The following is a 23,718-nucleotide window of genomic DNA, read 5'->3' as shown; positions in this document are numbered from 1 at the left end:
GCCCCACCGGTTTGCGCGGCGTGCCGCTGCCATGCACTCTGCCGTCCCATGAATCATGTCTCCCTGCTTGCCATTGCGGGCAGTTGCCGCCGACGATCGTTCAACCGGGCGCTTCTGCGGGCCGCCATCGCGCGGGCGCCGGAAGGCGTCGAGATCAGGGACTTCGACCCGTCGCGGTTGCCGTTCTATGACGGAGACGTGGAGGCCGCGGGCGATCCGGCCGAGGTCGCGGACTTCAAGGCCGCCGTTCACGCGGCGGACCTGGTGCTGCTCGTGACGCCGGAGTACAACGGAGGCCTGCCGGCCGTGCTCAAGAACGCCGTGGACTGGGGGTCGCGACCCCCGCGTCCGCAGGCGTGGGACGGGAAGCCGGTCGCGATCATGGGGGCGACGCCCGGCCGCCTGGGTACGGCGCTGGCCCAGCGCTCCCTGCGCGAGTCGCTCGCGGGGCTGAACGCCCACGTAATGCCGCAGCCGCGGGTTCTGCTCTCGGGGGCGGGCGCCGTGTTCGACGACGATCTCGAACTGGCGGACGAGACAACCGGGAAGCACCTCGACAGATTCATGTCCGCCGCCGCAGAATGGGCACTTAGGTTCCGATAGATCTCTCAGGAAGACGGGAGCGAGGGTTCGTGTCCGACGCCGACGGTGCGTGCGTCATCTTCGAGAAGCTGGCGGAAGACGTTCGTGTTCCGACGCGAGCGACGGAGCAGTCGGCCGGTTACGACATCCGGGCGCATCTCACCTGCGGGCCGGTCCGGGTCCATCGGGGGGCCGACCGCGAGACCATCTCCGTGACCGCCACCTCCACCGGGAACGGCGCCCCTTCGATCGCCCTCGAACCCGGCGACCGGGCGCTCGTGCCCACGGGCTTCCGCGCCCGGCTGCCCGACGGCTACGAGGCGCAGATCCGCATGCGGTCGTCGCTCGCGTGGAAGCGCGGGCTCACGGTGCCCAACGCGCCCGGTACCGTGGACGCGGACTATCCGGACGAGTGGTTCGTCCTCGTCCTCAACTCGGCGCCGCACCCCATTCGGATCGAACACGGCGAACGGATCGCCCAGGTCGTCCTCCACAGGTACCGGGTGGCGCGCTGGGAGGAGGGGCCGGTCTCGATCTCGACGGACCGCGCCGGCGGGCTCGGCAGCACCGGCAAACGATAAGGAGAAGGAGAAGACGCGATGCCCGAACTGCAGGAATGGCTCCTCGCCATCCCCGTCCTGATCACGCTGCTCGTCATCTTCCTCGTCGAAGTCACCGGCTCGTCCCGGCGCTGAAGCGCCCGGCGCCGGCGAGGAAACGACCGCCGCGCTAGCGGAACGGCTCGGGGCGGGGACGCTCGAACGGTTCCGTTTCCTCCATGCGGTCGACCTCGATCGTGTCCGCGTGCGGGCAGGCGACCGAACGCGACGCGGCCCCCTCGACGATGAGGAAATCCCCGGCCTCGGCGTCTCCCAGGTCTCCGGCCAGCGTGTAGAAGTACCCGTCCCGATCCTCGAACGTCACGCAGCCGTTCTCCTGCCCGGCGATCGAGCCGGTGCGCTGAATCCGACCGGCCTCATCCGTCACATGGAACGGGTCGGAGAGCCCCGTGGGGGCGAAGTTCCCGTTGAAGATGATGAAGACGACCGCCCGGTCCCACGTCGCCGTCTCCGGCACATGCACGGTGGCTCCGATCTCGCCGAACTCGCCCTGAGCGCCGGTCCCCAGTTCCTCGAAACCGGTGCCGATGGCTCCCAGGCCGACGACGACCCTCGCCTGGAGCGGGATGTTCTCGGTGTAGAGGTTCACCTCGGTGCCCGGCGGTCCGATGTGCGGCTCCATCGTCTGGATCTGGCGCAGCGAGTCGGGCGTGGCTGGGTTCGGATGCGCCTGCGCGAACGCCGCGGCGGGAGCGTAGAGCAGGATCGACAGCGTGCCGAGACCCGAAAAGGTGCGGACGGCGGCGCGTCGCTTCAGGAATCGATTCATGATGGCCTCCGGGCGAAATCCTCCTGTCCATGCTGGGTCCGGCGCCACCTTACCCGCAAGCGGACGCTCTTCTGCCACGGGTGCGGGCAAGGCGTTAGCTTTCCGATGCGGCGCGCGCCGGGGTGGCGGAATTGGCAGACGCATCGGACTTAAAATCCGAAGGGGTCCATCCCCGTGTGGGTTCGAGCCCCACCCCCGGCATCTTTCAGACCGGAGTGCGAGGGCCGACCGCGCTCACGCACCCCGATGCGTGGTCGGCCAGCCGGGTCGCGCGGCCAGCCGGGTCGCCGCCGGCCAGCCCGATCGCGGACCGGCCGGCGTCGTGTCCCGAAAATCAGAACGGGCTGAAATCCCAGCGCATCCGGGCGAGTATCACCCGCCCGATCGCCGGCGCCCCCGCCATGCTCTGGTACGCCTGGTCGAACACGTTCGAGACGTCGACCTGGAACCAGAGGTCCTCGTACCCCGGAACGCGGACGCCGAAATTCGCGTCCAGCGTGGTGACGGCCTCGAGGTCGCCCACCCACGGTCCGGAGTTGAACGGATAGCCGTTCTGGGCCCGGAACCGGAGGCCGCCGTTGAGGCCGGCGTCGTCGTTCCGGTACGTGAGCGACGCGGTTCCGCGGACGGTCGGCGAGTTCAGCGACACCTCGCTCAGGAGTTCGCCCGCGGTCTCGAAGGTGTTCCGGTTGATGAACGACAGCGATGTGGCCATCTCGAAACGGTCGCTCAGGGCGAAGCCGGCCCCCAGTTCCCCTCCGAAGACGTCGAACCCGCCGGCATCCTGGTATCCGGCCACCATCGCCGCGGCGGTGCCGCCGGCGCTCGTCGGTGTCACGGCGCCCAGCGGAATCTGCCCCGCCTGGTCCGCGATGAACTGCGCCGTCGCCAGCGCCTCCGCCTCGGTTGCGAACGCCACGCCGACGAGCTGCCGGAACACGTTGGAGAGATATGCCCCGAGCTGCGGTCCGTTGAGGAAAACGTGCGGGGAGAGCAACCGGAGGGGCGCGATGTAGCTGTCGTAGCGGGTGAACCAGGCGTTGGCTCCGACGGACACGTTGTCTCCGAACACTCCCTTGTACCCGAACTCGAACGTGTTGCTGACCGTCGGCCCCAGCGCCTCGATATCCTGGAGGTTCGCGAGGTCGACGGCTTCGCAGAATGGGGGCGCCACGCAGCCCGGCGGCGGCGCGCCACCGCCCGCGACCTCCGTATCGAGCAGCAGCGCCAAGACGCCCACCTGGTCCGCCGAGGGGACGGGAATCAAGGGTACCAGCGGGGCGGCCTGCGGAAGGAGGGCGGCGATCAGCTCCGTGGCCGTGGCCCACAACTGCGCCGTGGTCGTCGGCAGGAACTCGCGAGGGCTCCCGCCGCGCAGCACGTTGAACGGCGACATATGCATCGGGATCCCGTTCTGCCGCATGTACATGTGTCCGTTGCCCGCGGATCCCGTGGCCCGCAGGTCGTAGAAGAACGGCGTGCCGGGGACCGGGATCGTCCCGCCCGAGATGTCCAGGAACTGGTTTGTAGACGTCGGAGTCGAGAACGCCCGGTTCAGGGTCAGCCGGAACGAGTTCGAAGCGTCCGGCTTGAAGACCAGCGCCGCGCGGGGCGAGAAGACGGGATCCGCGAGGTTGCTGCTGTAGTCGTACCTGAAGGCGCCCGTGAAGTCGAACTTCGGACTCAGCGCCCACTCCCACTGGAGGTAGCCGCCGACCTCGGTCGTCTCGTCGTCGTTCTCGAACTGACCGTTGATCGTCCCCTTGCTGTCCGGGTTCGTCCCGAGGTAGTCGACCCCGTAGATGAGCCGGTGCGCCGAGCCGATCCGCGATTGGTACTGGAGTTGCCCCACGAGCAGGGAAGAGTTGTCGAAGAGCGGACGGCCCTGGCGAAGGAGGTAGGTCTCGTCGTTCGTGTTGTAGTTGTAGAACAACTGCGCGAACAGATCCTGGTGCCGGAGACGGGCCTGTCCGTACGTGACGCTCCAGTTGGTGACGTTGGACGCGCCCAGCCCGGTGAGTTCCGTCGCCTCGGCGGCGGTGTTGCGCCCCGCGGCGAGGACGAGCGACGTCCCCGGCGACGGTTCGAAGTCCATCCGAGCGTCCACGCCCCAGTTCCGGTGCCCGTCATCGCGCCCCATCGCCGCATTCCGGGCGGACTGGGCCAGCACCTCCCGATCCGCCGGGTTCGTCAGATCGAGTCCCGGCGCGAACACCTGGCAGGCCGGGGAGGTCGGATCGAAGCCGGCTCCGATGCAGGCCTGTCCCGCGCCCTGCGCCTGGGCCTCGACCAAGTCGTTGAAGGCGTATTCGGTCGCGTCGAAGTACTGCCCCGAGATCTTGAACCCGAACTTGTCGCTCGGGGCCACCGCGATGCGCCCGTCGAACTGGAACAGCCCGGCGTCCTCGCCCTGGATCGGGCCGCTGCCGATCCCCGGCGTGTTGCCCTGCTGCCGGAGGCCGCCGCCCACCGAGAAGCTGGCGCCCGGCGAGCGAATGGGAGACTTCGTGATGTAGTGGACGACGCCGCCCGCCGCGTTCGGCCCGTAGAGCGCCGATCCCGGGCCCAGCACGGTCTCGACCTGCTCCGTGTCGAGGTCCGACGTCGGGTTCAGGTAGAAGATGTTCACCCGCAGCGACGGCACGCGCGCGATCCGGTTGTCCGTCATGAACAGAGTGCGGCCGGAGAAGATGTTGTTGAAGCCGCGCAATACGGCGGTGCGGCCGCGGATTCCCGTGCGCGCCACGTCCACGCCGGGCTGGTGCTCGACGTGCTCGATGGGAGAGGTCACCTGGCGTTCTTCGAGGTCCCGCGTCGAGACGACCTCCACCGCGGCCGGCGCCTCCAGCGCCTTCTCGTACGTGCGGGAGGCGGTGACCGTAAGCGGATTGAGTTCGAATGACTGCTGCGTCATGGTCGTCGATACCGACGTCGACTGGCCGGCGGCGACGGCCTGCGACTCCATGACGACGGTCACCCAGCCCGGCGCGGTGAACCGGACCGAATACGAGCCCGCCGACACACCGTCGATGGCGTAGGTGCCGCCCGGGCCCGTCGTGGCCTGCGCCGCCACCGTGCCCTGCGCGTCCAGGATCTCGATCAGCACGGCCGCCAGGGGCGCGCCCCTGGCGTCATCCGTGACCGATCCTGCGATTCGACCCTGCGCCCACGCGGCGCCGGGGAGAGCCCCGAACGCGATGACCGCTGCCAGAAGCAAGGTGCCCCGCCCAGCATTACGACCGAAACGAACTCCGAATCCCGTCATCGCGAACGCCTCCCGCCTTTCGGTTGAAACTGCCCGGCAGTTGTCGTCTACAAGCTAAGCGGAACCCCGGATTCTGTCAGCGCACGCGGCCGAAACGGACGTCGCGCGTGCGGACGTTGGAGAGGTAGAAGCCGATCACCTCTCCGTTGCGGTCCCGCTCGAAAGCGAACGACAGGCCGCCGCCCGAGAATCGATCCTCTTCCCCGGGTTCGAGTTCCGCCCGGTCGAGCCGGCGCTGGTGCAGGACGAGCGTGCCATCCTCCACGGCCAGGGTGTAGAAGGTCTCCAGTTCGTCGCTGAAGAAGCGGCCGGCGAAATCGGCGAGGTCGTCCGCCGTCGGTTCCCATCCCGCGGCCTCGTCATCCAGGAGACGTGTGGCGTGGTTGTCCCCGTTCTGGTGCAGCGTGAGCCCCTCGACGTCGCCCTCCGGATCCCGCAGGAAGGTGACGGAAGCCTCGACGGCGAGCAGGCGGAAGGTCGAGTCGGAGGTGGGGACGATCTCGAGCCGCTGCTGGCCGGTCGCCTGCGCGTAGAAGGTGTCGTCCTCGCGCGTGAACGTGAGGATGAAGTCCGGCGCCGCGTCCAGCGAATAGCGGCCGGCGAACTCGTCGAACGCTTCGGGGTCGTAGTCGGCGGAATCGAACTCGCCCGCATCCGCCGCATCATCCTCTTCTTCCTCCTCCATCGCGTCCTTGAAGAACGCCGCGGCCAGCTCGTACGCGACGCCGCTGTCGAACTGCGCGTGGTTGCTCTGGGTCGTGAGGCCGGCGTTGATCTCCGGGAAGTAAACGAACATCGAGCGGTGCGCGACATCCGCGCCCCCGTGGCTCACCCGCTTCAGTCCGCCCTGCTCGCCGACCGAGAGACCGTACCCGTACCCCGTCTCCTCTCCGTCGTTGAGGACGAACGACGTCGTCATCTCGTCGATGCTCTCCCGCGTGCCGACCCGCGGGTTCGCGTAGTTCTCGGCCCACGTCTGGAGGTCCGGGACCGTGCTGTAGATCGACCCGGCGCCGACCGCGCCGCCGAGGTCTCCGATCTGACGGTATCCGTCCGGTCCCGGCGTGTAGCCCTCGGACATGTTCGGGACAATGTGTCGGGTGGAGGGCCGCACCATGGTCCCGGTCATGCCCAGCGGGCCGAACACGTTCTCCCGCATGAAGACGTGGAAGTCCTGGCCGGAGGTCCGCTCGACGATGACGGCCGCGAGGCCGAACGCCGTGTTGTTGTAGTTCCACTCACCACCGGGCTCGTTCTGGAGGGCGGGCTGCCGCTGCACGATGTCGATGAGTTCGGAGCGGTCGATCCAGTCGCCGTGGTCGAGACGGCGTCCCGTCATCCGCAGCAGGTTCAGGAATTCGCGCAGTCCCGACGTGTGGGTGATCAGGTGCTTCACCCGGATTGTCTGCTTGAACTCCGGGAGTTCGGGGATGTGCTTCCGGATGTCGTCGTCGAGGGAGAGGAGCCCGCGCTCCGCCTGCAGCATGATCGCGAAGGCGGTGAACTGCTTCGAGGTCGAGCCGATGTTCGTCCGGGTTTCCTCCTCGAAGGGGAGGTCGTAGGCGAGGTTCGCCATCCCGTAGGCCTTCGAGAAGAGCGTGCGGCCGTCGCGCCACACGCGCACCGCGCCTCCCGGAGAATGCGGCCCGTCGAAGCGGGACATGATCTGCTCGGCGAGTGCCTCCGGATCCGTCGCGACGGGTTCGTGCCGCAGCAGCGTGATCTCGTAGCGCCCGCCGGCCTTCGGGTCGTCTCCCGCAACGATCAGTTCCAGCGTGTGGACGCCCGCGCCGGATGTCCGCCCGCCGAAGCGCTCGACGCCGCGCCCAAGTCCGCCGAAACGGCCGACCTGCGTTCCGTCGGGATCCAGGACGCGCGCCGTCACATCGACGGAGATCTGATCCACCTCGCCGAGGACGAAGTCGTTCTCGTTTGCCTCGATCGTATAGCGCGCCGTGTCGCCCGCGGCGAGCGTGCCCGACAGCGTCCGGCCGATCTCAAGCGTCGTGCTTTGGGCCGCGACCCCGGCGGCCGCGAAAAGGGCGAGAAGTCCGGCGCAGAGCGCGGAAGCGGCGGTGCCAGTCGGGCGACGGGGACGGCGAACGAAACGCGTGTTCATTGGGTAACTCCGGGGCAGGTTCGAAGCGGGTAACGACGCTCGCGCGAGAGACGGTAAGGAAGCCCGACGCGGGCGGGCAACCGCACGACCAAGGTCGATCCGGTGTCGACGCGGAGTCGATACGGCCGGCCGCCGGTACCGGTTTCGACGTCTCCCGACGTACAATCAGGCGCCGTTCGCGGCTCGATTCGAGACCACCTCAGATTGCGAAGGCTCCAATGAAGGCAAGTTCGAAGGCACGCTCCCTCCGCCTCACGACGTTCACCGCCATGCTCCTCGCGGCCTCGTTCCGGCCCGCCTGGGCACAGGACGCCGCCGGCACGCTCATGCTCGCGCAGCCTGCGGTGAGCGCGGACCGGATCGCGTTCGCGTACGCCGGCGACCTGTGGACCGCGGACATCGACGGGAGTTCGCCGCGCAGGCTGACCTCGCACGTCGGCGTCGAGTTCAACCCGCGCTTCTCGCCGGACGGCGAATGGATCGCGTTCAGCGGCGAGTACGACGGCAACACCGATGTCTTTCTCGTGCCCGCGGAGGGCGGTGTGCCCGCCCGGCTCACGTGGCACCCCGGAGCCGATGTCGTCCAGAGCTTCACGCCCGACGGGTCGGCGGTGCTCTTTTCGTCGGGACGGAACGCCTACACGGGCCGCCACGCGCAGTTGTTCACGGTCGCGACGAGCGGCGGACACCCTGAGCAGTTGCCCATTCCGCACGCGTTCAAGGCGACCTATTCGCCGGACGGCGCGAAGATCGCCTACACGCCGCTGTACGAAGCCTTCACGCAGTGGAAGAATTACCGGGGCGGGACGACGACGCGGATCTGGATCTACGACGTGGCGGACCATTCCGTCGTGCAGATTCCGCAGCCGGAGGGCCGCTCGAACGACACGGATCCCATGTGGATCGGGGACCGCGTCTACTTCCGCTCGGACCGCGACGGGGAGTTCAACGTCCACGCCTACGACACGGGGACCGGGCACGTCTCGCGGATCACCGCGCACGAGGACTTCCCGGTGCTGAACGCGTCGGCCGGCGCCGGCCGCATCGCCTACGAGCAGGCCGGGCGGCTGCACCTGCTCGATCCCGGCCCGGGCGCGAGCCACCTGGTGCCGGTGCGGATCGCGACGGACCTCCTGGAAGTGCGGCCCCGCTACGCCGGCGGTGAGAACTTCGTCCGCGGCGCGAGCCTCTCGCCCTCCGGCACCCGCGCCGTCTTCGAGTTCCGGGGCGAGATCGTCACCTTGCCGCGCGACAAGGGGGACGACCGCAACCTCACGCAGTCGACCGCCGCCCACGAGCGGAGCCCCGCCTGGTCGCCGGACGGAGAGTCGATCGCCTGGTTCTCCGACGCCTCGGGCGAGTACCGGCTGTACGTGGCTCCGCAGTCGGGTGCGGGAGAGGCGCGCCGCTACGCCCTGGATGGCGCCGGGTTCTACGCGGACCCGGTGTGGTCGCCCGACGGCACGAAGATCAGCTACACGGACAACTCGCGGGCCGTGTACTGGATCGATCTCGCCTCCGGGGACACGCACCGCGTGGACGCCGACGTGATGTACGGCCCGCTGCCCCCGCCCTCGCACGCCTGGTCGCCGGATTCGCGCTGGCTCGTCTACACGCGCAACAACGAGACCAACATCCGCACCGCCTACGTGCACCTATTGGAAACGGGCGAGACGACGGCGGTCACGGACGGCCTCAGCGACGTGTCCGAGGCCGTCTTCGACGCCGGCGGCAAGTACCTCTATCTCACGTCATCCACCGACGCGGGCCCCGTCGTGCAGTGGTTCGCCCAGTCGAACAACGACTTCGAGAGTACGAACGCGATTTATCTCGTGGTGCTCGAGAAGGGCACGCCGTCCCCGCTGGCGAGGGAGAGCGACGAGGAGGCGGGGGATGAGGCGGAACCGGCGGCGGAGGGGGCCGACGAAGGGGAGGAGGTGACGGTCCGCATCGACTTCGACGGGCTCGACCAGCGGATCCTCGCCCTGCCATTGCCCGAAGCCGGCTACGCGAACCTGCAGCCCGGCGACCCGGGCCAGCTCTTCTACGTCCGAAGCGAGACGGCCAGCGGGTTCGGAAGCCCCGGTGCGGGCCCCAGCCTCCACCGCTTCTCCCTCGCCGACCGCGAGGCGGCGACGGTGGTCGGCGGCACGCGCTTCTACGATCTTTCCGCGGACCGCAGGAGCGTGCTGTACGCGACGTCCGGCGGCTGGTTCATCGGCAACGCCGGCGGGACGGACATCGGATCCGGCGCGGACCGGCTCCGCGTCGCCGACGTCCAGGTGCGGATCGACCCGCGGGCGGAGTGGCGTCAGATCTACGATGAGGCCTGGAGGATCAACCGCGATTACTTCTACGACCCCAACATGCACGGCGCGGACTGGCCCGCCATGAAGAAAAAGTACGCCGTGTTCCTGCCCCACCTCACCTCGCGGGCGGACCTGAACCGGCTCATGACGTGGCTCCATTCCGAGATTGCCGTGGGGCACCACCGCGGCGGTGGCGGCGATTTCCTGCACGAAACGGATGACGTGCCGGGTGGCCTCCTCGGAGCGGATTTCGTCGTCGACCAGGGGCGGTACCGGTTCGAAAAGGTGTACGGGGGCCTCAACTGGAACCCGGGACTCCGCTCCCCGCTCACGGAGCCGGGGGTCGAGGTCGAGGCGGGCGAATACCTGCTGGCGGTCGAAGGGGTTGCGCTCTCGGCGCCGGAAAACCTCTACAGCCGGTTCGAGAACACGGCCGGCCGGATCGTCTCCATCACCGTCGGCCCGTCGCCGGACGGGACGGGGTCGCGCACCGTCGACGTCGTGCCGGTGGCGAACGAGGGCGCGCTGCGGAACCGGGACTGGGTGGAGGGCAACCTCGCGCGGGTCGACGAAGCCACCGACGGGCGCGTCGCATACGTGTACGTCCCCAACACGGCCGGCGCGGGACACGAGTACTTCAAGCGCTACTTCTTCCCGCAGACGAACCGGGAGGCCGTGATCATCGACGAGCGGCACAACGGTGGCGGCCAGATCGCGGACTACTACATCAACATCCTCCGGCGGCCGTACATGTCGCACTGGGCGATGCGGTACGGGGCCGACCTCGTCACGCCGCAGGGCGCCATCCCGGGCCCGAAGGTGATGCTCATCGACGAGACGGCCGGTTCCGGCGGCGACATGCTGCCGTGGATGTTCCGCAAGCTCGATATGGGCACGCTCATCGGCCGTCGCACCTGGGGCGGGCTGGTCGGCGTCCTGGGCTTCCCGGTCCTGATGGACGGCGGGTCGATCACGGCGCCGAACCTCGCGATCTGGACCGAGGACGGGTTCATCGTCGAGAACGTGGGCGTGCCGCCGGATATCGAGGTCGAGCAGTGGCCGGCCGAGGTGATCGCGGGCGTCGACCCGCAACTGGAGAAGGCGATCGAGGTCGTGCTGGAGCAACTCGAGGCGTCACCCGTGGCGACCCCCGAGCGTCCGCCCTTCCCGATCCGCGTGCGGCGACCTTAGCAGGCCTGCTGGCCCGAAGGCGTCGGGTCGGGCTCCTCGGACTGGAGCCCGCGCCCGACGCTCGCCAGCATCAGCGGCAGCTGGTGGGATCGACGGCGATCGTGACCGCCTCGGCGGTGAGGGAATTCCGGTTCATCCGGACGTTGATCATGGCGTTCGCCCCGAGCCGCGCGGCATCGCCGACGAGCTTTTCGAGAGCTTCGCGAAAGTCCGAACTTCCGGCTATTTCGTCGATCCGGTCCGCATCGTCCGCCGACAGGCCGCCGCCCGTCATCGTCGCCTGCACCTGACCGTACTCCGACTCCTTCGGACAGCGGTCGATCCCCTCCCACCCCGGGTCGCACCGGAGGAGACGCGTATTCTGGAGGTTGATCTGATTGTCCGTGGTGCCGCCGAAGCAGGCCCAGATGCGGTCGTCGTCCCCGCCCCCGCCCCCGCTACCGACGGCGGAGAGCGAAAACGTGAGGTCCATGCGGGTGATCTGCTCGGTGAGATTGGCCGTCGCCGGGGCCCCTCCGGTGCCCATGAACACCGGCTGCACCGAGATCTCGACGCCGAGCGGCACGTAGCACAGCGTGTACCCGCCGTCCAGCGCGGTCTGTCCCTCCATCTGCCCCGACTCGCCGTCCTTCTCCCAGGAGGCGACGACGGTGGCGGCGGGCAGCCCCATCTGAGTGTCCCCATCCGCGACCAGCCCCCATAGGGCTCCCGTCATGTCCGGCGAATCCGGACATACTTCCTCGAGTTCCTGGGCGACGGCGGCGGATCCCGCGAAGGCCAGTGCCAGCGCGCCCACCGCCATCCCCGAAGCGAATCTTCTCATCCTCATCGTCCTTTTTCTCCTGCGGCAGCCCTGCAACCGCTGCGCATCGAATCGCGAATCAATTGCGCGTGTACTTCGTGATTCCGCCCTCGGCGGCGGCCCGCGAGTTCGGCCCCTCCGCGGCATAGACGTTCCCGTCCGCATCGACCGCGACGCCCTCGCCGGCCTCGCCCTGCGGGTCGTCGGACTCGTGTGGCGGGATGAAGGCCGTGACGACGTCCTCCGACGCGTGCCCGATGCGGACACCGGTCAGCCAGTCCGAGTGCGTGTTGGGGTTCGACTCCGAGTCGATCGCGTACACGTTGTCCTCATCGTCGATGTACAGTCCGCTCACCCGGCCGTACTGGTAATGGGTATCGAGCAGGTTCCCTTCCTGGTCGAAGATCTGGATGCGGTGGTTCCCGCGATCCGCTACCCACAGCCGCCCCTGCGAATCGAACTCCAGCGCGTGCGGCGTCCGGAATTCGCCCGGTCCGTCTCCGATCACGCCCCACTCCATGATGTACTCCCCCTCGGGCGTGAACTTGATAACGCGGCCGGTGGAGCCCTCCGGCGGGTTCGCGTTCTGCCCGCTGTGACCGTCCGAGACGAAGATGGAGCCGTCGGGGGCGGTGATCACGTCGCACGGTCCGTTGAAGTAGCCCGGCTCGGTGCCCACCCGGCCCGGCACGCCGAGCGTCATCAGCACCTCCCCCTCGGGCGAGAACTTCACCACCGTGTGCCCCTTGTCGAGCGTGCCCATGGAGTCGGTGATCCAGACGTTCCCGTCGTCGTCCACGTGGATCCCGTGCGGAAGCACGAAGAGGTCGGCGCCGAAGCTCGCCAGGACCTCGCCCGTCTCGCGGTGGAACTTGAACACGGGATCGACGATGTTCTCGGCGCACCCGCCGGCGAGCGCGATCCCGCCGCAGCGGTCGTAGGCCCAGATGTGGCCGTCGATGGGATCGATGTCGATGCCCGCCGTGGAACCCCACTCGCGGCCATCCGGAAGCGGCGCCCAGTCCTTGATGACGTTGGGCGTGGGATTCGGGAGACCCGCCGCCGCCGGATCCGTGACCTCGGCCGGATCCATCATTTCGTCTTCCGCGGCCTCCTCCGCGCCGCAGGCCGCGATGCCGAGGAAGACGGCCCCCAGTGCTGTAAGGTGTGCCAGTCCGGTTACGCGCAGCTTCTTCATGTCTCCTCCCGGTCGTTCAGTGTTGCCGAACCCAACCCCGGCGCGCGTCCGCCCCTGTATCGAATGTGGGTTTCCGGCCCCAATCTGGCCAGACGATCCGGTCGGGCGAATCTGGCCGGAAAATGCGCGCGGTCGCAGTTTCGATCCGGTTCGCACGGAAACGTCCACCTGGAGGCGACGGCGATGACGAACGTTCGGAGAATGCGCGCGGCGCGGGACAGGCGGCGGAGTTCCGGCGGGAGGGGCCGGACCTCGATCGCCCTCGTTGCGCTGGTTGCGGGCGCCTTTACGGGTTGCGCGCCGAGCGACGACATCCCGCGCACGGCCTCGGGGCGTCCAGATTTCAACGGCATCTGGTCGGCACTCGGAAACGCGTACTGGGACATCGAGCCGCACATGGCGCGTCCGGCGCTCGCCATGCAGGAAGGCCCCGTCGTGCCCGTTCCGGCCAACGAGGTCGTGGCGCTCGGCGCCGTGGGGTCCGTGCCGTCGGGGCAGGGCATCGTGGTCGGCGGGAGCATCCCCTATCTCCCGGAAGCCCTGGAGCGGCGCGACGAGAACCGCGAGCGCTGGCTCGAGCGCGACCCCGAGATCCGCTGCTACCTGCCCGGCGTACCGCGCGCGAACTACATGCACCTCCCGTTCCAGATCTTCCAGAGCGAGTCGAAGTTCTTCATCGCCTACGAGTACGCCGGGGCCGTGCGCGACATCTATCTGGAGGACCCCGGTCCCCCGCAGGTGGACTCCTGGATGGGCCAGTCGGTGGGGCGCTGGGAGGAGGACACCTTCGTCGTCACCGTGAACGGCTTCAACGGGCAGACCTGGTTCGACCGGGCGGGGAACCACCACGGCTACCGGCTCACGGTCACGGAACGGTGGACGATGCTCGGGCCCGACCACCTCATGTACGAGGCCACGATGGAGGACCCCGACACGTTCTCGGAGCCGTGGACGATCCGCCTGCCGCTGTACCGGAACGTCGACCCGAACGCGCGGCTGGGGCAGTTCAAGTGCGTCCCCTTCGTGGAGGAGTTGATGTACGGACACCTTCGGAAGAACCCCATCCGGTAGCCGGGCGGCCCGTGGCAAACCCCGCGTCAGCGCCGATGAGGTCCGCAAATCGTCGCCCGTGCCCGCGGGGACGCCCCGGCGTGCTGTCCCTCGGCGCCCTGCTCGGCGCCGTCGCGTTCTCCGCCTGCGACGGGGCCGGCGGCGGCCACGAGGCAGACGGGGATGGGTGGATCGCCCCGCGCACCGCAGAGGGGCACCCCGATCTGCAGGGCGACTGGACGAACGGGACGATGACGCCGCTGCAGCGCCCGGAGGGCGAGGCGCTCGTGCTCACGGCGGAGGAGGTCGCGGTCCGCGAGGGGCGGCGCCAGGAATTCATCGACGACCGCAACGCGCCCAGCGACCCGGACCGCGAGGCCCCCCCGGTGGGAGGCGACGGGTCCACGGGAGCGGCCGGCGGCGTGGGCGGCTACAACTACTTCTGGATCGACGCGGGCGACCGGGTCGCGGTGTTCAACGGCGAGCCCCGAAGCTCGCTCCTCACGCACCCGGAAGACGGTCGCATCCCGGACCTCACTCCGGAGGGCCGGCGGCGGCGTCTTGAGGCCTACGGGAGGCTGGCGGGCGAGTTCGACAACCCCGAGAACCGGCCCATCGGCGAGCGCTGCATCCTCTCCTTCGGCTCCAACGCCGGTCCGCCGATGCTGCCGAACTACTTCTACAACAACAACTACACCATCGTGCAGACGCCCGGACACATCATGATCCTGACCGAGATGGTGCACGATGTGCGCATCATCCGCATGGGCGAGCCGAAGCCGCGCGCGGACGGCGTGCGCCCATGGTTCGGCGAATCATGGGGCCGCTGGGCGGGCGATACGCTCGTCGTCCGCACGACGAACCTGAATCCGGACCAGATGGCGGCCTACGTCTACCTGTTCGGCCCGGGCTCGGAGAAGATGACCGTGACGGAGCGCTTCACGCGCGCGGACGAGCACACGATCCACTACGAGTTCACGGTCGAGGATCCGGACACATTCGTCGAGAGCTGGGGCGGGGAAGTGCCCTTCACGCGCCTCGACGGGCAGCTCTACGAGTACGCCTGCCACGAGGGCAACTACGCCCTCTCCAACGTGCTCAGCGGTGCCCGCGCCCAGGAACGCTAGCCGGGGGCGGCTGGCCCGTCGCGGGAACTCCCCGGCGGCTGTTACGTTGGAGCGCGGATGCAGGACCGGCGTCGCCGTGCCGGATCGTTGGTTGAGACACGGGTGGGATCGATGAGGAAGCTGCCTCTTTACCTCCTGGCGGGCGGGGTCGCGCTCGCCGCCGCCGCGCCGCTGATCGCGCACCACGCCTTCGGGGCGGAGTTCGACCGGAACGCCCCCATCCGGCTCCGGGGCGCCGTCGTGCGGCTCGAATGGGTGAACCCGCACACCTGGATTCACCTCGAGGTCGAAACCGATGCAGGATCCGAGGTCTGGATGGTCGAGGGCGGGACGCCGAACACGCTCCTGCGCCGCGGCCTGCAGCGCGACTGCCTCGCGCCCGGCACCGAACTCATCGTGGACGGCTACCAGGCGAAGGATCACTCGCTCAAGCGCGCCAACGGCCGCGACGTGACGTTCACCGATGGCAGCAAGTTCTTCATGGGCTCATCCGGCGCCGGCGCCCCTCCCGGCGGCGCGCCGCGGCCCAACGATCCCGCCTACGACGCCAACCCCTGCCAGCCGCCTCCGGGCTGGGAAGGCGAGGTCGTGGAGGTCACGAGCCGCAGCATCCTCGAGGAGCACGAGTAACCCGAGAGCACGGCGCGCCATGAAGGGACCACGTCGGATCAGCGCCTGCGTCGCCGTCCTTCTTGCCGGCTGCAGCGGGGGCGACACGCTGGACCCCGGGCCGGAGCCGGCCCCTCCGGCCGCACCGCCGCCTCCGCCGGCGCCCATTGCCGCAAGCGTGGTCATCGAGACGCGGAAGATCATCCAGGACTACCTCAGCGGCGTCGAACTCGACTTCAACGAGTGGGCGGGTACTGACACCCTGATCATCCGTCCCGGCCTCACATCCCCGGTCATCCGCGTCACGGCGAGGCAGGAGGACGGGAACGTCGTGTCCGGCGTGGAGCCGACCGTGAGGTTCACCACAGGTACGGATGAGGTGACGTATCGCACGCTCGTCGGCGACAGCCTGAGACAGATATGGCTGCAGCGGGAGAGCCCCCGGTTCTGGACCATCTTCGACTTGGGGACGCCCGCCGAGGCCCAGATTCTCACGGTGACCGCAAGGGTGGGGAGGGTGGCCGACAGCCTGGTGGTGATCCTCCCCACCGCCCTGGACACCGCCGCGGCGCCGGGGAGACTGCCCGAAGGCGTCACGCTGGACAACATCGGGGATCGCGCGTCCACGCCGCTCGACTGGTTCACCTCGCGCGCGGGCGCCGACATCTCCTACGAGTTCCACCTGGGCGCCTTCCCGGTCGACGAGTTCCATGTGGGCGAGATCCCGGTCGACGGCCCCCCCAACCTCGACCTCAGGCAGAACGGTAGCGGTGAACTGGAGATCACGGCGGTTGGGCGAGGGCGGCGGTATCTGCACTACCGGGCGCTCTCGTCCGCCTTCGAGTTGAGCACGGGGCGAATGCTGACGACGGTCGATGACTGCTACGCTCCGGAACTGGAGGAGCGCCCCCTCTACGACCGCGCCTCGACGGGATTTCGGATAGAACTCGTGTACGAGGAACCGGAGGATTGGTCGCCCTGCGCCAGGGTGATGTTCGATCACGCGGTGGGGTTCTACGAAGCCGCGTTGAAGGAAAACACGAGCCCCGCCGACTTCACGGTCCTCGTGTTCGACGGGGATGAAGATTGCGGGGGTCTCGCGTGCGGCGGACCGGTGGGAGCCCGCGTGGACCGACGGGCGGGTGCCGGCTTCTACCACCCCGGCGGCGGAGTCTACTGGACCCGGGACCGTCCGTACGTCGCGCCGTTCGGCCGCGTCCCCGACAACTTCACCTACGAGGTGATGCTGCACGAACTGGGCCACGTCTTCGGCATCGGCACGTACTGGTATCAGGGCGACGTGCGGCTCGTGAACCTCCCGAGCAGTACGAGAAGAGTGGATACCCATTTCCCCGGGCCGCACGCCGTTGCCGCGTTCGATGCGGCCGGCGGGAGCGGTTACGCCGGTGCGAAAGTGCCGGTGACGAACGACCCTGCCGAGGACGCCGACGCCGGCGGGCATTGGCGGAGCGTGCTGTGCGGCGAGATCATGACCCGGGGCAACTGCCCGGGAGAGGAAGTGACCGTCGTTTCCGCCATCACGCTGGGCGCGCTCGCCGATTTGGGGTGGGTCGTGGACATGTCCGTGGCAGAGGAGTACGCGCTTCCCTCCAGGGACGTGGCCGCGGCGGCTCCGGCCAAGACGTTCAGCGGGCCCTCCGACATACTCATTCGGGTGGAGCCGCCGGACCGGCGCTGAAAGGTGCTGAACAGCGCTTCAAGCGGAGAAGCCGATCCAGCGTCCCGCGGCGGCCACCGTGAACCACAACCCCAGCGAGATCACGGCGATGAGCCGGGTCCGCCAGTTCGCTCGCGCCGGCGCGGCGGCGACCACCCGCTTTCGGGCCGCGAAGGTGAACGCGAGCGCCACGGGGAGCGAGATCATCTTCACCCAGAAAGACGTGTTGTAGTAGCACTTCACGGCTTCCGAGAGGAACAGCGGAATCCCGGTGAGGAACATCAGCGCCACCCCCGCCACGAGCCACGGGCGCGCGTGCCGCACGACGTTCGCGATCGGCTGCCGCGTGAGCCCCGTCCCCAGGAGCCGGAGATCGGCGAGCAGCACCGCCCCGCCCAGGAGCCCCAGCCCCAGCAGGTGGACCGCCTCGATGATGGGAAAGGCCCAGATCGATTCGCGCACGGCCGTCCCGATGGCCGTGTGCTCCAGCCGCTCGAAGAAGGGGAGCCACGACTCCGGGGCGAGCTGACGCCCGCCCATCAGTCCCCCGCCACGGGGCAGCCCGCCGCCCAGTTCACCCAGCCCGGCTGTCCCGGGATGTCACAGTCGAACCAGTTGTAGGCAATGAGTCGGCCCGCCACGATGATGAGCGCCCACGCCGCGAGCGAAATGGCCCCCGCCGCCCGCGCCCGCCCCGGAAGCACGGGCAGGCGTTCCCACTCCAGCACCCGGCGGTGGATCCCGCGGTGAAACAGGAAGGCGTTGAGTCCCGCCACCACGAACAGGATCACCTTCAGTCGAAAGAAGATGTTGTGGTAGTAGCGGACCGGGTTCGAGTAGAAGATGAGAAGCCCCGTGACGACCATGATTGTGAAGCCGAGCCGCGTCCAGGGGAGCAGCCGGCCCGTGACCTCCGACACCGGCACGCGACGCATCGTCCAGCCCAGCAGCCGGAGGTCGTTCATCATCACGGTGCCGAAGAAGAGGGCCACGGCCAGGACGTGGGAAGATTCGATCAGCGGCCACGCGAGCGTGGACTCCAGCAGGGCCACGCTCCAGGGGGTGTTCCCCAGCCACTCGAGGAAACGTTCCATGCGCCGGAAAGCCTAGCGTCCGTTCCCGCGGTCCGTAGCGGTCGCCGCGTCCGTCGCGGGCGCGTCGGGATCCGGAGCCTCTTCAGGTCCGGGAGCGCTGTGCGGATCGCTCGGCCTGAGCGTTTCCGCCGCGTAGCGGGCGTGGCAGTCGCGGCAGGCGTAATAGACCTCCGCGCCGGCGTCGAATACGTCGCCCGGGTTGCGGCGGTCGACGGCGTCCAGCGCCAGGCGACCCACCTCGACCATCGTCCGCGAGTGGTCCATCCAGTCGCCGCGGTCGCGCGCGCGACCGTCCATCATCATCAGGTTGCCGGATTCGGCGAGGACGAAGGCGGCGTTGCGGAGCGAGGTCCAGTCTTCCTCGGTCAGGGGCCGGAACTGGTGCACGCCCGCCTCGGTGAGGACCTCGCCCACGCCGTCCCAGTAGGCCTCCGCGGCCGGCTCCATCACGGAGACCATCAGTTCCTGCATGTCCGCGACGGGGACCTGGCGCTCCGGCGCCTCCCCGGTACAGCCGGCGGCAACCGGGAGGGCGAAGAGCGGAAGCGTGACGAGCGGCAGCCTGAAGTGCGGCAGCTTCGAGTTCTTCATGGCGGAGGAACCTATTCGCGCCGTCGGCGCCCGCGCTACGAGCCCGGCGGGCGGCCGACGTCCGTTGCCCGCCACGACTGATCGGCTGGCTCGTTGGGATCGGACCGCAGGAACCGGATCAGCTCCGCGTGAAAACGCTCCGGGATCTCGAACTGCGGAGAATGTCCGACCTCCGGGAAGAGGAAGAGTTCCGCGTTCTGAAGTTCCTCGGCGACGTTTCGGGCGAGGACCGGGTAGTTGGCCACGAGGCGGTCGTCGGCGCCGCCGATGACGAGCGCCTTCGTCGCGATGTGCTGCCACTCGTAAACGACGGGGTCCTCGTACAGGATTGCGCGCTGCGCCGCCCGCACCCGCGCCATGCGCGGCCAGTCTCCGCTCAGCGTGAGGCCGTACTGGACCTTCACCCACTCGAGGTATTCCGGGCGCCAGCCGTTCGGGTAGTAGCGCATGTGCCCGCGCAAGACCGACTGATACGTCGTCCCGTTGAGCACCGACGCATAATTTTCATTCGTGTCCGTCCACTCCCGGCCGGGACGCGAGTCGGTGAGGCCGATCTGGTTCACCATGGCGACGTGCGTCGTCGCCTCGGGATACGTCGAGGCGAATCGGGTCGCCGCCATCCCGCCCATCGAATGTCCGACGATCGCGGCGCGCTCGATCCCCAGCGCGTCGAGCAGCCGCTTCGCGTTCCGGGCGGGGATGTGGAGGTTGTAGTGGATGATGGGCTTCGAGGAGCGGCCGAAGCCCAGCCGGTCGATCGCGATCACCCGGAACCCCGCGTTCCGCAGCGCCTCGATCGTGGGCCGGAACCCCGCCGCGAAGAAGTTCATCCCGTGAAAGAGGACGACCGTCTGGCCATTCGCGGGGCCGGCCGGAGCCACATCCATGTACGCGAGCCGATAGCCGTTCCCGTAGACGTCGACGTCGAGGTACGACACCGGGTGCGGATACGGGACGTTGCTGTAATCGATCGCCGTCGCCTCCCAGTCGGCCGGCGGCTCCGCGGGCGGCTCGGTCTGCGCCGAGATGGGACCGGCGGCCAAAGCCGTTGTGGCCACGAGGACCGCCGCGATGAGGAGAAGCCAGCAGCCCCTCCGCGCCCGGCTCCCACGGGCCAATGGCCGGATTCCGTCGTAGCGAATGATCAGCATGGCGGTCCTCCCTTCCGAATGGTCGTGCCGGAAGATCCTCACTCCTTCCGGTATACTCTCGTGATCCGCACGGGCGGGGTGAGTTGTTGCGCGTCGTAGGGGGCGCGGTGGATCGCGCGTACCACGTCCATGCCGGCCGCCACGCGCCCGAAGGCGGCGAAGCCCTGGCCGTCGGGGTTGCGCATGCCGCCGAAGTCGAGCGACGGCTGGTCGCCGATGCAGATGAAGAAGCTCTGCGTGGCGGTGTCGGGGCCGCCGCGCGCCATCGACACCGTCCCGTCCTCATGCAGGAGTCCCGTCTCGGAGGTGCGTTCCAGCGGGACCGGCGGGAAGGACTCGGCCTCCAGGTCCGGGTTCCGCCCGCCCTGGACGACGGCGATCCGGATGGAGTCGTCGGGCTGGTTGTCCGCGTGGACGGTCCGGAAGAAGGCGCCGCCGTCGTAGAACCCGCCGTCCACGTAGCGGAGGAAGTTGGCCGCGGTGACGGGCGCCCGGTCGATGTCCACTTCGAGTTCGAAGGCGCCCATCTCCGTCTCGACGACGACGAGGACCGGGTCCCCGGACGCGGCTGCGACGGACGGGGCGGAAGCGACGCGCGCGAGCCCCGAACCGAGCGCCACCAGGGTGGCCGCCTTCAACCATCGAGCCCAACGTGTTCGCACGCCTACCCCTCCTCTTGGTGACCTGATCCGCACAACCTTACGTTCGAGCCAGCCCCGGGCGAACCTCGCCCTCGAATCCACGGAATGATTGTGTATCCGACATGAGCGAAGAAAAGAGAGACCGCCGGAGTTTCGTCAAATCCGTGGCCGCCGGCTCCGTGCTGGCCGCGGGCGCGCCCTCGCTCCTGGCCGGCGCCGAATCCGGGCGCCGGAGCGGGCCCGCCGTCCGCCGCACGCTCGCGCGGGAGCCGGAACCCCGTCGCGCAGCGCCATCCGACGACATCGGACTGGCCGTAATCGGCGCAGGCGGGATGGGCATGGCGGATGTCTCCACCGCGCTGCGCATTCCGGGCGTGAAGCTGGTGGCCGCCTGCGATGTGTTCGACGGACGGCTCGAAGCCGCGCGCGAGCGGCACGGGGACATCTTCACCACCCGCGACTACCGGGAGGTGCTCGCCCGGGACGAGGTCGACGCCGTGATCGTGGGCACGCCGGACCACTGGCACCAGCCGATCTCCGTCGATGCCCTCCGCGCCGGCAAAGCCGTCTACTGCGAGAAGCCGATGGTCCACCGGATCGAGGAAGGGCACGATCTTGTCGCCGCCGAGCGGGAGTCCGGGTCGGTGTTCCAGGTGGGCAGCCAGGGGATGAGTTCGCTCGGCAACGAGAAGGCGAAGGAACTGTACGAGGAAGGGGCGATCGGCGAACTCAACTACGCCGAGGGATTCTGGGCGCGCAACGATCCCATCGGGGCGTGGCAGTACCCGATCCCGGCCGGCGCCTCCGAGGAGACCGTCGACTGGAAGGGCTTCCTCGGGCCGGCCCCCGACCGCCCATACGACCCCCTGCGCATCTTCCGCTGGCGCAACTACCGCGACTACGGGACCGGCGTGGCGGGCGACCTCTTCGTCCATCTCTTCTCCAGCCTCCACTTCGTCGTGAGTTCGCGCGGCCCGACCCGGATCCAGGCCGCCGGAGGGCTCCGCTACTGGAAGGACGGCCGCGAGGTGCCGGACGTGCTCCTGGGCGTGTTCGACTATCCGGAGACGGAAACGCACCCGGGCTTCAACCTGTCGCTGCGCGTGAACTTCGTGGACGGGACCTCGGGCAGCACGTTCCTGAGACTGGTGGGGAGCGAGGGCGCGATGGACGTGACGTGGACCGAGGTCATCCTTCGGAAGAACGTCGCCGTAGACCCCATGGATACCTTCTCCCAGGAGAAGATGGCCGAGGCCGCGGCGTCGGCCGATGGGCTCCCGCCGCGGGTCCGGATGCTCCCCCCGGCCGAGGTCCGGTACGAGGTCGAGCGCGGATACCGCGGCGCCCACGTCGACCACTTCTTCAACTGGTTCGAGGCGATTCGTGGCGGCCCGCCCGTGCGCGAGGACGCGGCCTTCGGGCTGCGCGCGGCCGCCCCCGCGCTGGCCTGCAACCTCTCCTACTTCGAGGACCGCATCGTGCACTGGGACCCCGACGCCATGAGGCTCCTCTGATGCCCGCCCCGCGACGCCACCGGCTCCACGCGCGACTCCGGGTCCGCGCGACGCTCGCACCCCGCGTCCCGCTCCTCACCGCGCTGGCGGCGGGGCTGGCCCTCGGCTGTGCCCAGGCTCCGGAGTCCTCGCCGGAGGCGGGGGAGACGGGCGCGGCGGAAGCGGCGCCGAACACGCTGACCGCGGCCGAACGCGAGGCCGGCTGGCGCCTCCTCTTCGATGGCGAGACGACGGCGGGCTGGCGCGGCTACAACCTGGAGACCTTCCCGGACACCGGCTGGGCGGTGATCGATGGCGCGCTCGTCGTGGGCGCGACCGCGACCGACCCCGATGTGGCGATCGGCGGCGACATCGTCACCACCGAATCGTTCTCCGACTTCGACCTGAAGTTCGAGTTCATGCTGTCGGAGGTCGCGAACAGCGGCGTGCTCTACCGCGTGATCGAGGAGGAGGGCGCCGCGATCTGGTACAACGCGCCCGAATACCAGGTGCTCGACGACCCGGCGTACATCGAGATGGGCACGATGGACATGCACACGCACCTGACCGGCGACAACTACGATCTCCACGCCTCCGGCGAGAAGGCGCTCCGGGGGCCGGGTGAGTGGAACGAGGGCCGGATCCGCATCCAGAACGACCTCGTCGAGCACTGGCTGAACGGCACGAAGACGGTCGAGTACGAGCTGGGGTCGGCCGAGTGGGAGGCGCTCGTCGCCGCGAGCAAGTTCGCACCGTATCCCCGCTACGGGCGCGCCGCCTCCGGGCCGATCGGCCTCCAGGACCACGGGCGCAACGTCTGGTACCGCAACATCCGGATCCGTCCCCTCGAGTCCGTCTCCCTCTTCAACGGCGAGAACCTCGACGGCTGGCGCGTGCACGGGACCGAGCGCTGGTACGTGGAGGACGGAGAGCAGGGCGGGGAAATCGTGTGCGAGAGCGGCCCCGACGCGGCGTACGGCTATCTCGTGACCGAAGCGACCTACCGCGACTTCGACCTCACCGTCGAGTTCAAGCAGGAGGCGGACGGGAACAGCGGCGTCTTCCTCCGCTCCAGCGTGGACGGGACGACCGTCAGCGGCTGGCAGGCCGAGGTCGCGCCCCCGGGCCTCTTCACCGGCGGCATCTACGAGTCGTACGGGCGCGGCTGGCTCGTACAGCCCGACCCGGAACTCGACGCCGCCCTCCGCATGGGCGACTGGAACACGATGCGGATCCGGGCCGACGGCGACCGCGTTGAGACGTGGTTGAACGGCACGAGGATGGTGGAGTTGGAGGACGAGCAGATCGGAGAGGCCGAGGGTTCGATCGCGCTCCAGATCCACGACGGCGGCGGCATCAAGGTTCGCTGGCGCAACCTGACGATCACCAACCTCGGCAACTGATCTGAACCGGCGTGTCGTCGGGGGAG

Annotated in this window: 19 protein-coding genes and 1 tRNA gene; 10 read left to right on the top strand and 10 right to left on the bottom strand. The window is 68.9% G+C overall.

Annotated features, from left to right (window positions below; translation table 11 throughout):
* The first annotated feature begins 48 nt into the window (after positions 1–48).
* The gene (locus RN743_RS02145; RefSeq protein WP_310775777.1) at positions 49–603 is read left to right on the top strand and encodes an NADPH-dependent FMN reductase; all 555 of its coding nucleotides are present in this window, start codon (positions 49–51) and stop codon (positions 601–603) included.
* A gap of 29 nt (positions 604–632) precedes the next feature.
* Positions 633–1,163: a dUTP diphosphatase gene (gene dut, locus RN743_RS02140; protein WP_310775775.1), complete on the top strand. Its 531-nt coding sequence runs from the start codon at positions 633–635 to the stop codon at positions 1,161–1,163.
* A gap of 148 nt (positions 1,164–1,311) precedes the next feature.
* Here the strand turns inward: dut and RN743_RS02135 are convergent, their stop codons facing one another.
* Positions 1,312–1,971, bottom strand: a complete 660-nt coding sequence (locus RN743_RS02135) for a hypothetical protein (RefSeq protein ID WP_310775773.1) — start codon at positions 1,969–1,971, stop codon at positions 1,312–1,314.
* Between the two features lie 116 nt (positions 1,972–2,087).
* Between RN743_RS02135 and RN743_RS02130 the strand changes: the two genes are divergently transcribed.
* Positions 2,088–2,172: transfer RNA gene (locus tag RN743_RS02130), tRNA-Leu, on the top strand.
* A gap of 133 nt (positions 2,173–2,305) precedes the next feature.
* Here the strand turns inward: RN743_RS02130 and RN743_RS02125 are convergent.
* Together RN743_RS02125 and RN743_RS02120 are read right to left on the bottom strand one after the other, a co-directional pair.
* Positions 2,306–5,188: a TonB-dependent receptor gene (locus tag RN743_RS02125; protein WP_310775771.1), complete on the bottom strand. Its 2,883-nt coding sequence runs from the start codon at positions 5,186–5,188 to the stop codon at positions 2,306–2,308.
* Between the two features lie 124 nt (positions 5,189–5,312).
* Positions 5,313–7,355, bottom strand: coding sequence for a serine hydrolase (locus tag RN743_RS02120; protein WP_310775769.1), 2,043 nt, complete (start codon positions 7,353–7,355; stop codon positions 5,313–5,315).
* Between the two features lie 218 nt (positions 7,356–7,573).
* Between RN743_RS02120 and RN743_RS02115 the strand changes: the two genes are divergently transcribed.
* Positions 7,574–10,855 carry a PDZ domain-containing protein gene (locus RN743_RS02115; RefSeq protein WP_310775767.1) on the top strand — a complete coding sequence of 1,094 codons (3,282 nt, stop codon included), beginning with the start codon at positions 7,574–7,576 and terminating at the stop codon, positions 10,853–10,855.
* 70 nt (positions 10,856–10,925) lie between these two features.
* On the opposite strand, the gene RN743_RS02110 is transcribed toward RN743_RS02115, so the two are convergent.
* Positions 10,926–11,684, bottom strand: coding sequence for a hypothetical protein (locus tag RN743_RS02110; protein ID WP_310775765.1), 759 nt, complete (start codon positions 11,682–11,684; stop codon positions 10,926–10,928).
* Between the two features lie 52 nt (positions 11,685–11,736).
* Positions 11,737–12,855, bottom strand: a complete 1,119-nt coding sequence (locus tag RN743_RS02105; RefSeq protein WP_310775763.1) for a peptidyl-alpha-hydroxyglycine alpha-amidating lyase family protein — start codon at positions 12,853–12,855, stop codon at positions 11,737–11,739.
* 183 nt (positions 12,856–13,038) lie between these two features.
* Here RN743_RS02105 and RN743_RS02100 point away from each other — a divergent pair, with 183 nt between their 5' ends.
* The 4 genes from RN743_RS02100 to RN743_RS02085 all read left to right on the top strand — a co-directional run bounded on the left by RN743_RS02100 (position 13,039) and on the right by RN743_RS02085 (position 17,340).
* Positions 13,039–13,926: a hypothetical protein gene (locus RN743_RS02100; protein WP_310775761.1), complete on the top strand. Its 888-nt coding sequence runs from the start codon at positions 13,039–13,041 to the stop codon at positions 13,924–13,926.
* Positions 13,927–14,006: 80 nt separating this feature from the next.
* A complete protein-coding gene (locus RN743_RS02095) occupies positions 14,007–15,032 on the top strand; it encodes a hypothetical protein (RefSeq protein ID WP_310775759.1) in 1,026 nt (341 codons plus the stop codon).
* Between the two features lie 111 nt (positions 15,033–15,143).
* On the top strand, positions 15,144–15,662 hold the full coding sequence (locus RN743_RS02090) for a DUF6152 family protein (protein WP_310775757.1): 519 nt from the start codon (positions 15,144–15,146) through the stop codon (positions 15,660–15,662).
* A 19-nt stretch (positions 15,663–15,681) separates the two neighbouring features.
* Complete coding sequence (locus tag RN743_RS02085; protein WP_310775755.1) at positions 15,682–17,340, top strand: hypothetical protein; 1,659 nt, start codon at positions 15,682–15,684, stop codon at positions 17,338–17,340.
* 18 nt (positions 17,341–17,358) lie between these two features.
* On the opposite strand, the gene RN743_RS02080 is transcribed toward RN743_RS02085, so the two are convergent.
* From RN743_RS02080 to RN743_RS02060, 5 genes are read right to left on the bottom strand one after another with little or no spacing between them, the layout of a single operon-like run.
* Positions 17,359–17,859, bottom strand: coding sequence for a DUF6644 family protein (locus RN743_RS02080; protein ID WP_310775753.1), 501 nt, complete (start codon positions 17,857–17,859; stop codon positions 17,359–17,361).
* The gene (locus RN743_RS02075; RefSeq protein ID WP_310775751.1) at positions 17,859–18,413 is read right to left on the bottom strand and encodes a DUF6644 family protein; all 555 of its coding nucleotides are present in this window, start codon (positions 18,411–18,413) and stop codon (positions 17,859–17,861) included. The genes RN743_RS02080 and RN743_RS02075 overlap by 1 nt, the downstream gene beginning before the upstream one ends.
* Before the next feature lie 12 nt (positions 18,414–18,425).
* Positions 18,426–19,004 carry a hypothetical protein gene (locus RN743_RS02070; RefSeq protein WP_310775749.1) on the bottom strand — a complete coding sequence of 193 codons (579 nt, stop codon included), beginning with the start codon at positions 19,002–19,004 and terminating at the stop codon, positions 18,426–18,428.
* 35 nt (positions 19,005–19,039) lie between these two features.
* A complete protein-coding gene (locus tag RN743_RS02065; protein WP_310775747.1) occupies positions 19,040–20,155 on the bottom strand; it encodes an alpha/beta hydrolase in 1,116 nt (371 codons plus the stop codon).
* A gap of 38 nt (positions 20,156–20,193) precedes the next feature.
* The gene (locus tag RN743_RS02060) at positions 20,194–20,817 is read right to left on the bottom strand and encodes a peptidylprolyl isomerase (protein ID WP_310775745.1); all 624 of its coding nucleotides are present in this window, start codon (positions 20,815–20,817) and stop codon (positions 20,194–20,196) included.
* 101 nt (positions 20,818–20,918) lie between these two features.
* On the opposite strand from RN743_RS02060, the gene RN743_RS02055 reads away from it, so the two are divergent.
* Both RN743_RS02055 and RN743_RS02050 read left to right on the top strand, forming a co-directional pair.
* On the top strand, positions 20,919–22,310 hold the full coding sequence (locus RN743_RS02055; protein WP_310775743.1) for a Gfo/Idh/MocA family oxidoreductase: 1,392 nt from the start codon (positions 20,919–20,921) through the stop codon (positions 22,308–22,310).
* A complete protein-coding gene (locus tag RN743_RS02050; protein ID WP_310775741.1) occupies positions 22,310–23,692 on the top strand; it encodes a DUF1080 domain-containing protein in 1,383 nt (460 codons plus the stop codon). The genes RN743_RS02055 and RN743_RS02050 overlap by 1 nt, the downstream gene beginning before the upstream one ends.
* The last annotated feature ends 26 nt before the right edge of the window (positions 23,693–23,718 follow it).

The organism is Candidatus Palauibacter scopulicola (genome assembly GCF_947581915.1).
Lineage (GTDB): Bacteria > Gemmatimonadota > Gemmatimonadetes > Palauibacterales > Palauibacteraceae > Palauibacter > Palauibacter scopulicola.
The sequence above is the reverse complement of the archived record's forward strand: the minus strand, read 5'-3'. Positions and strand labels throughout refer to the sequence as shown.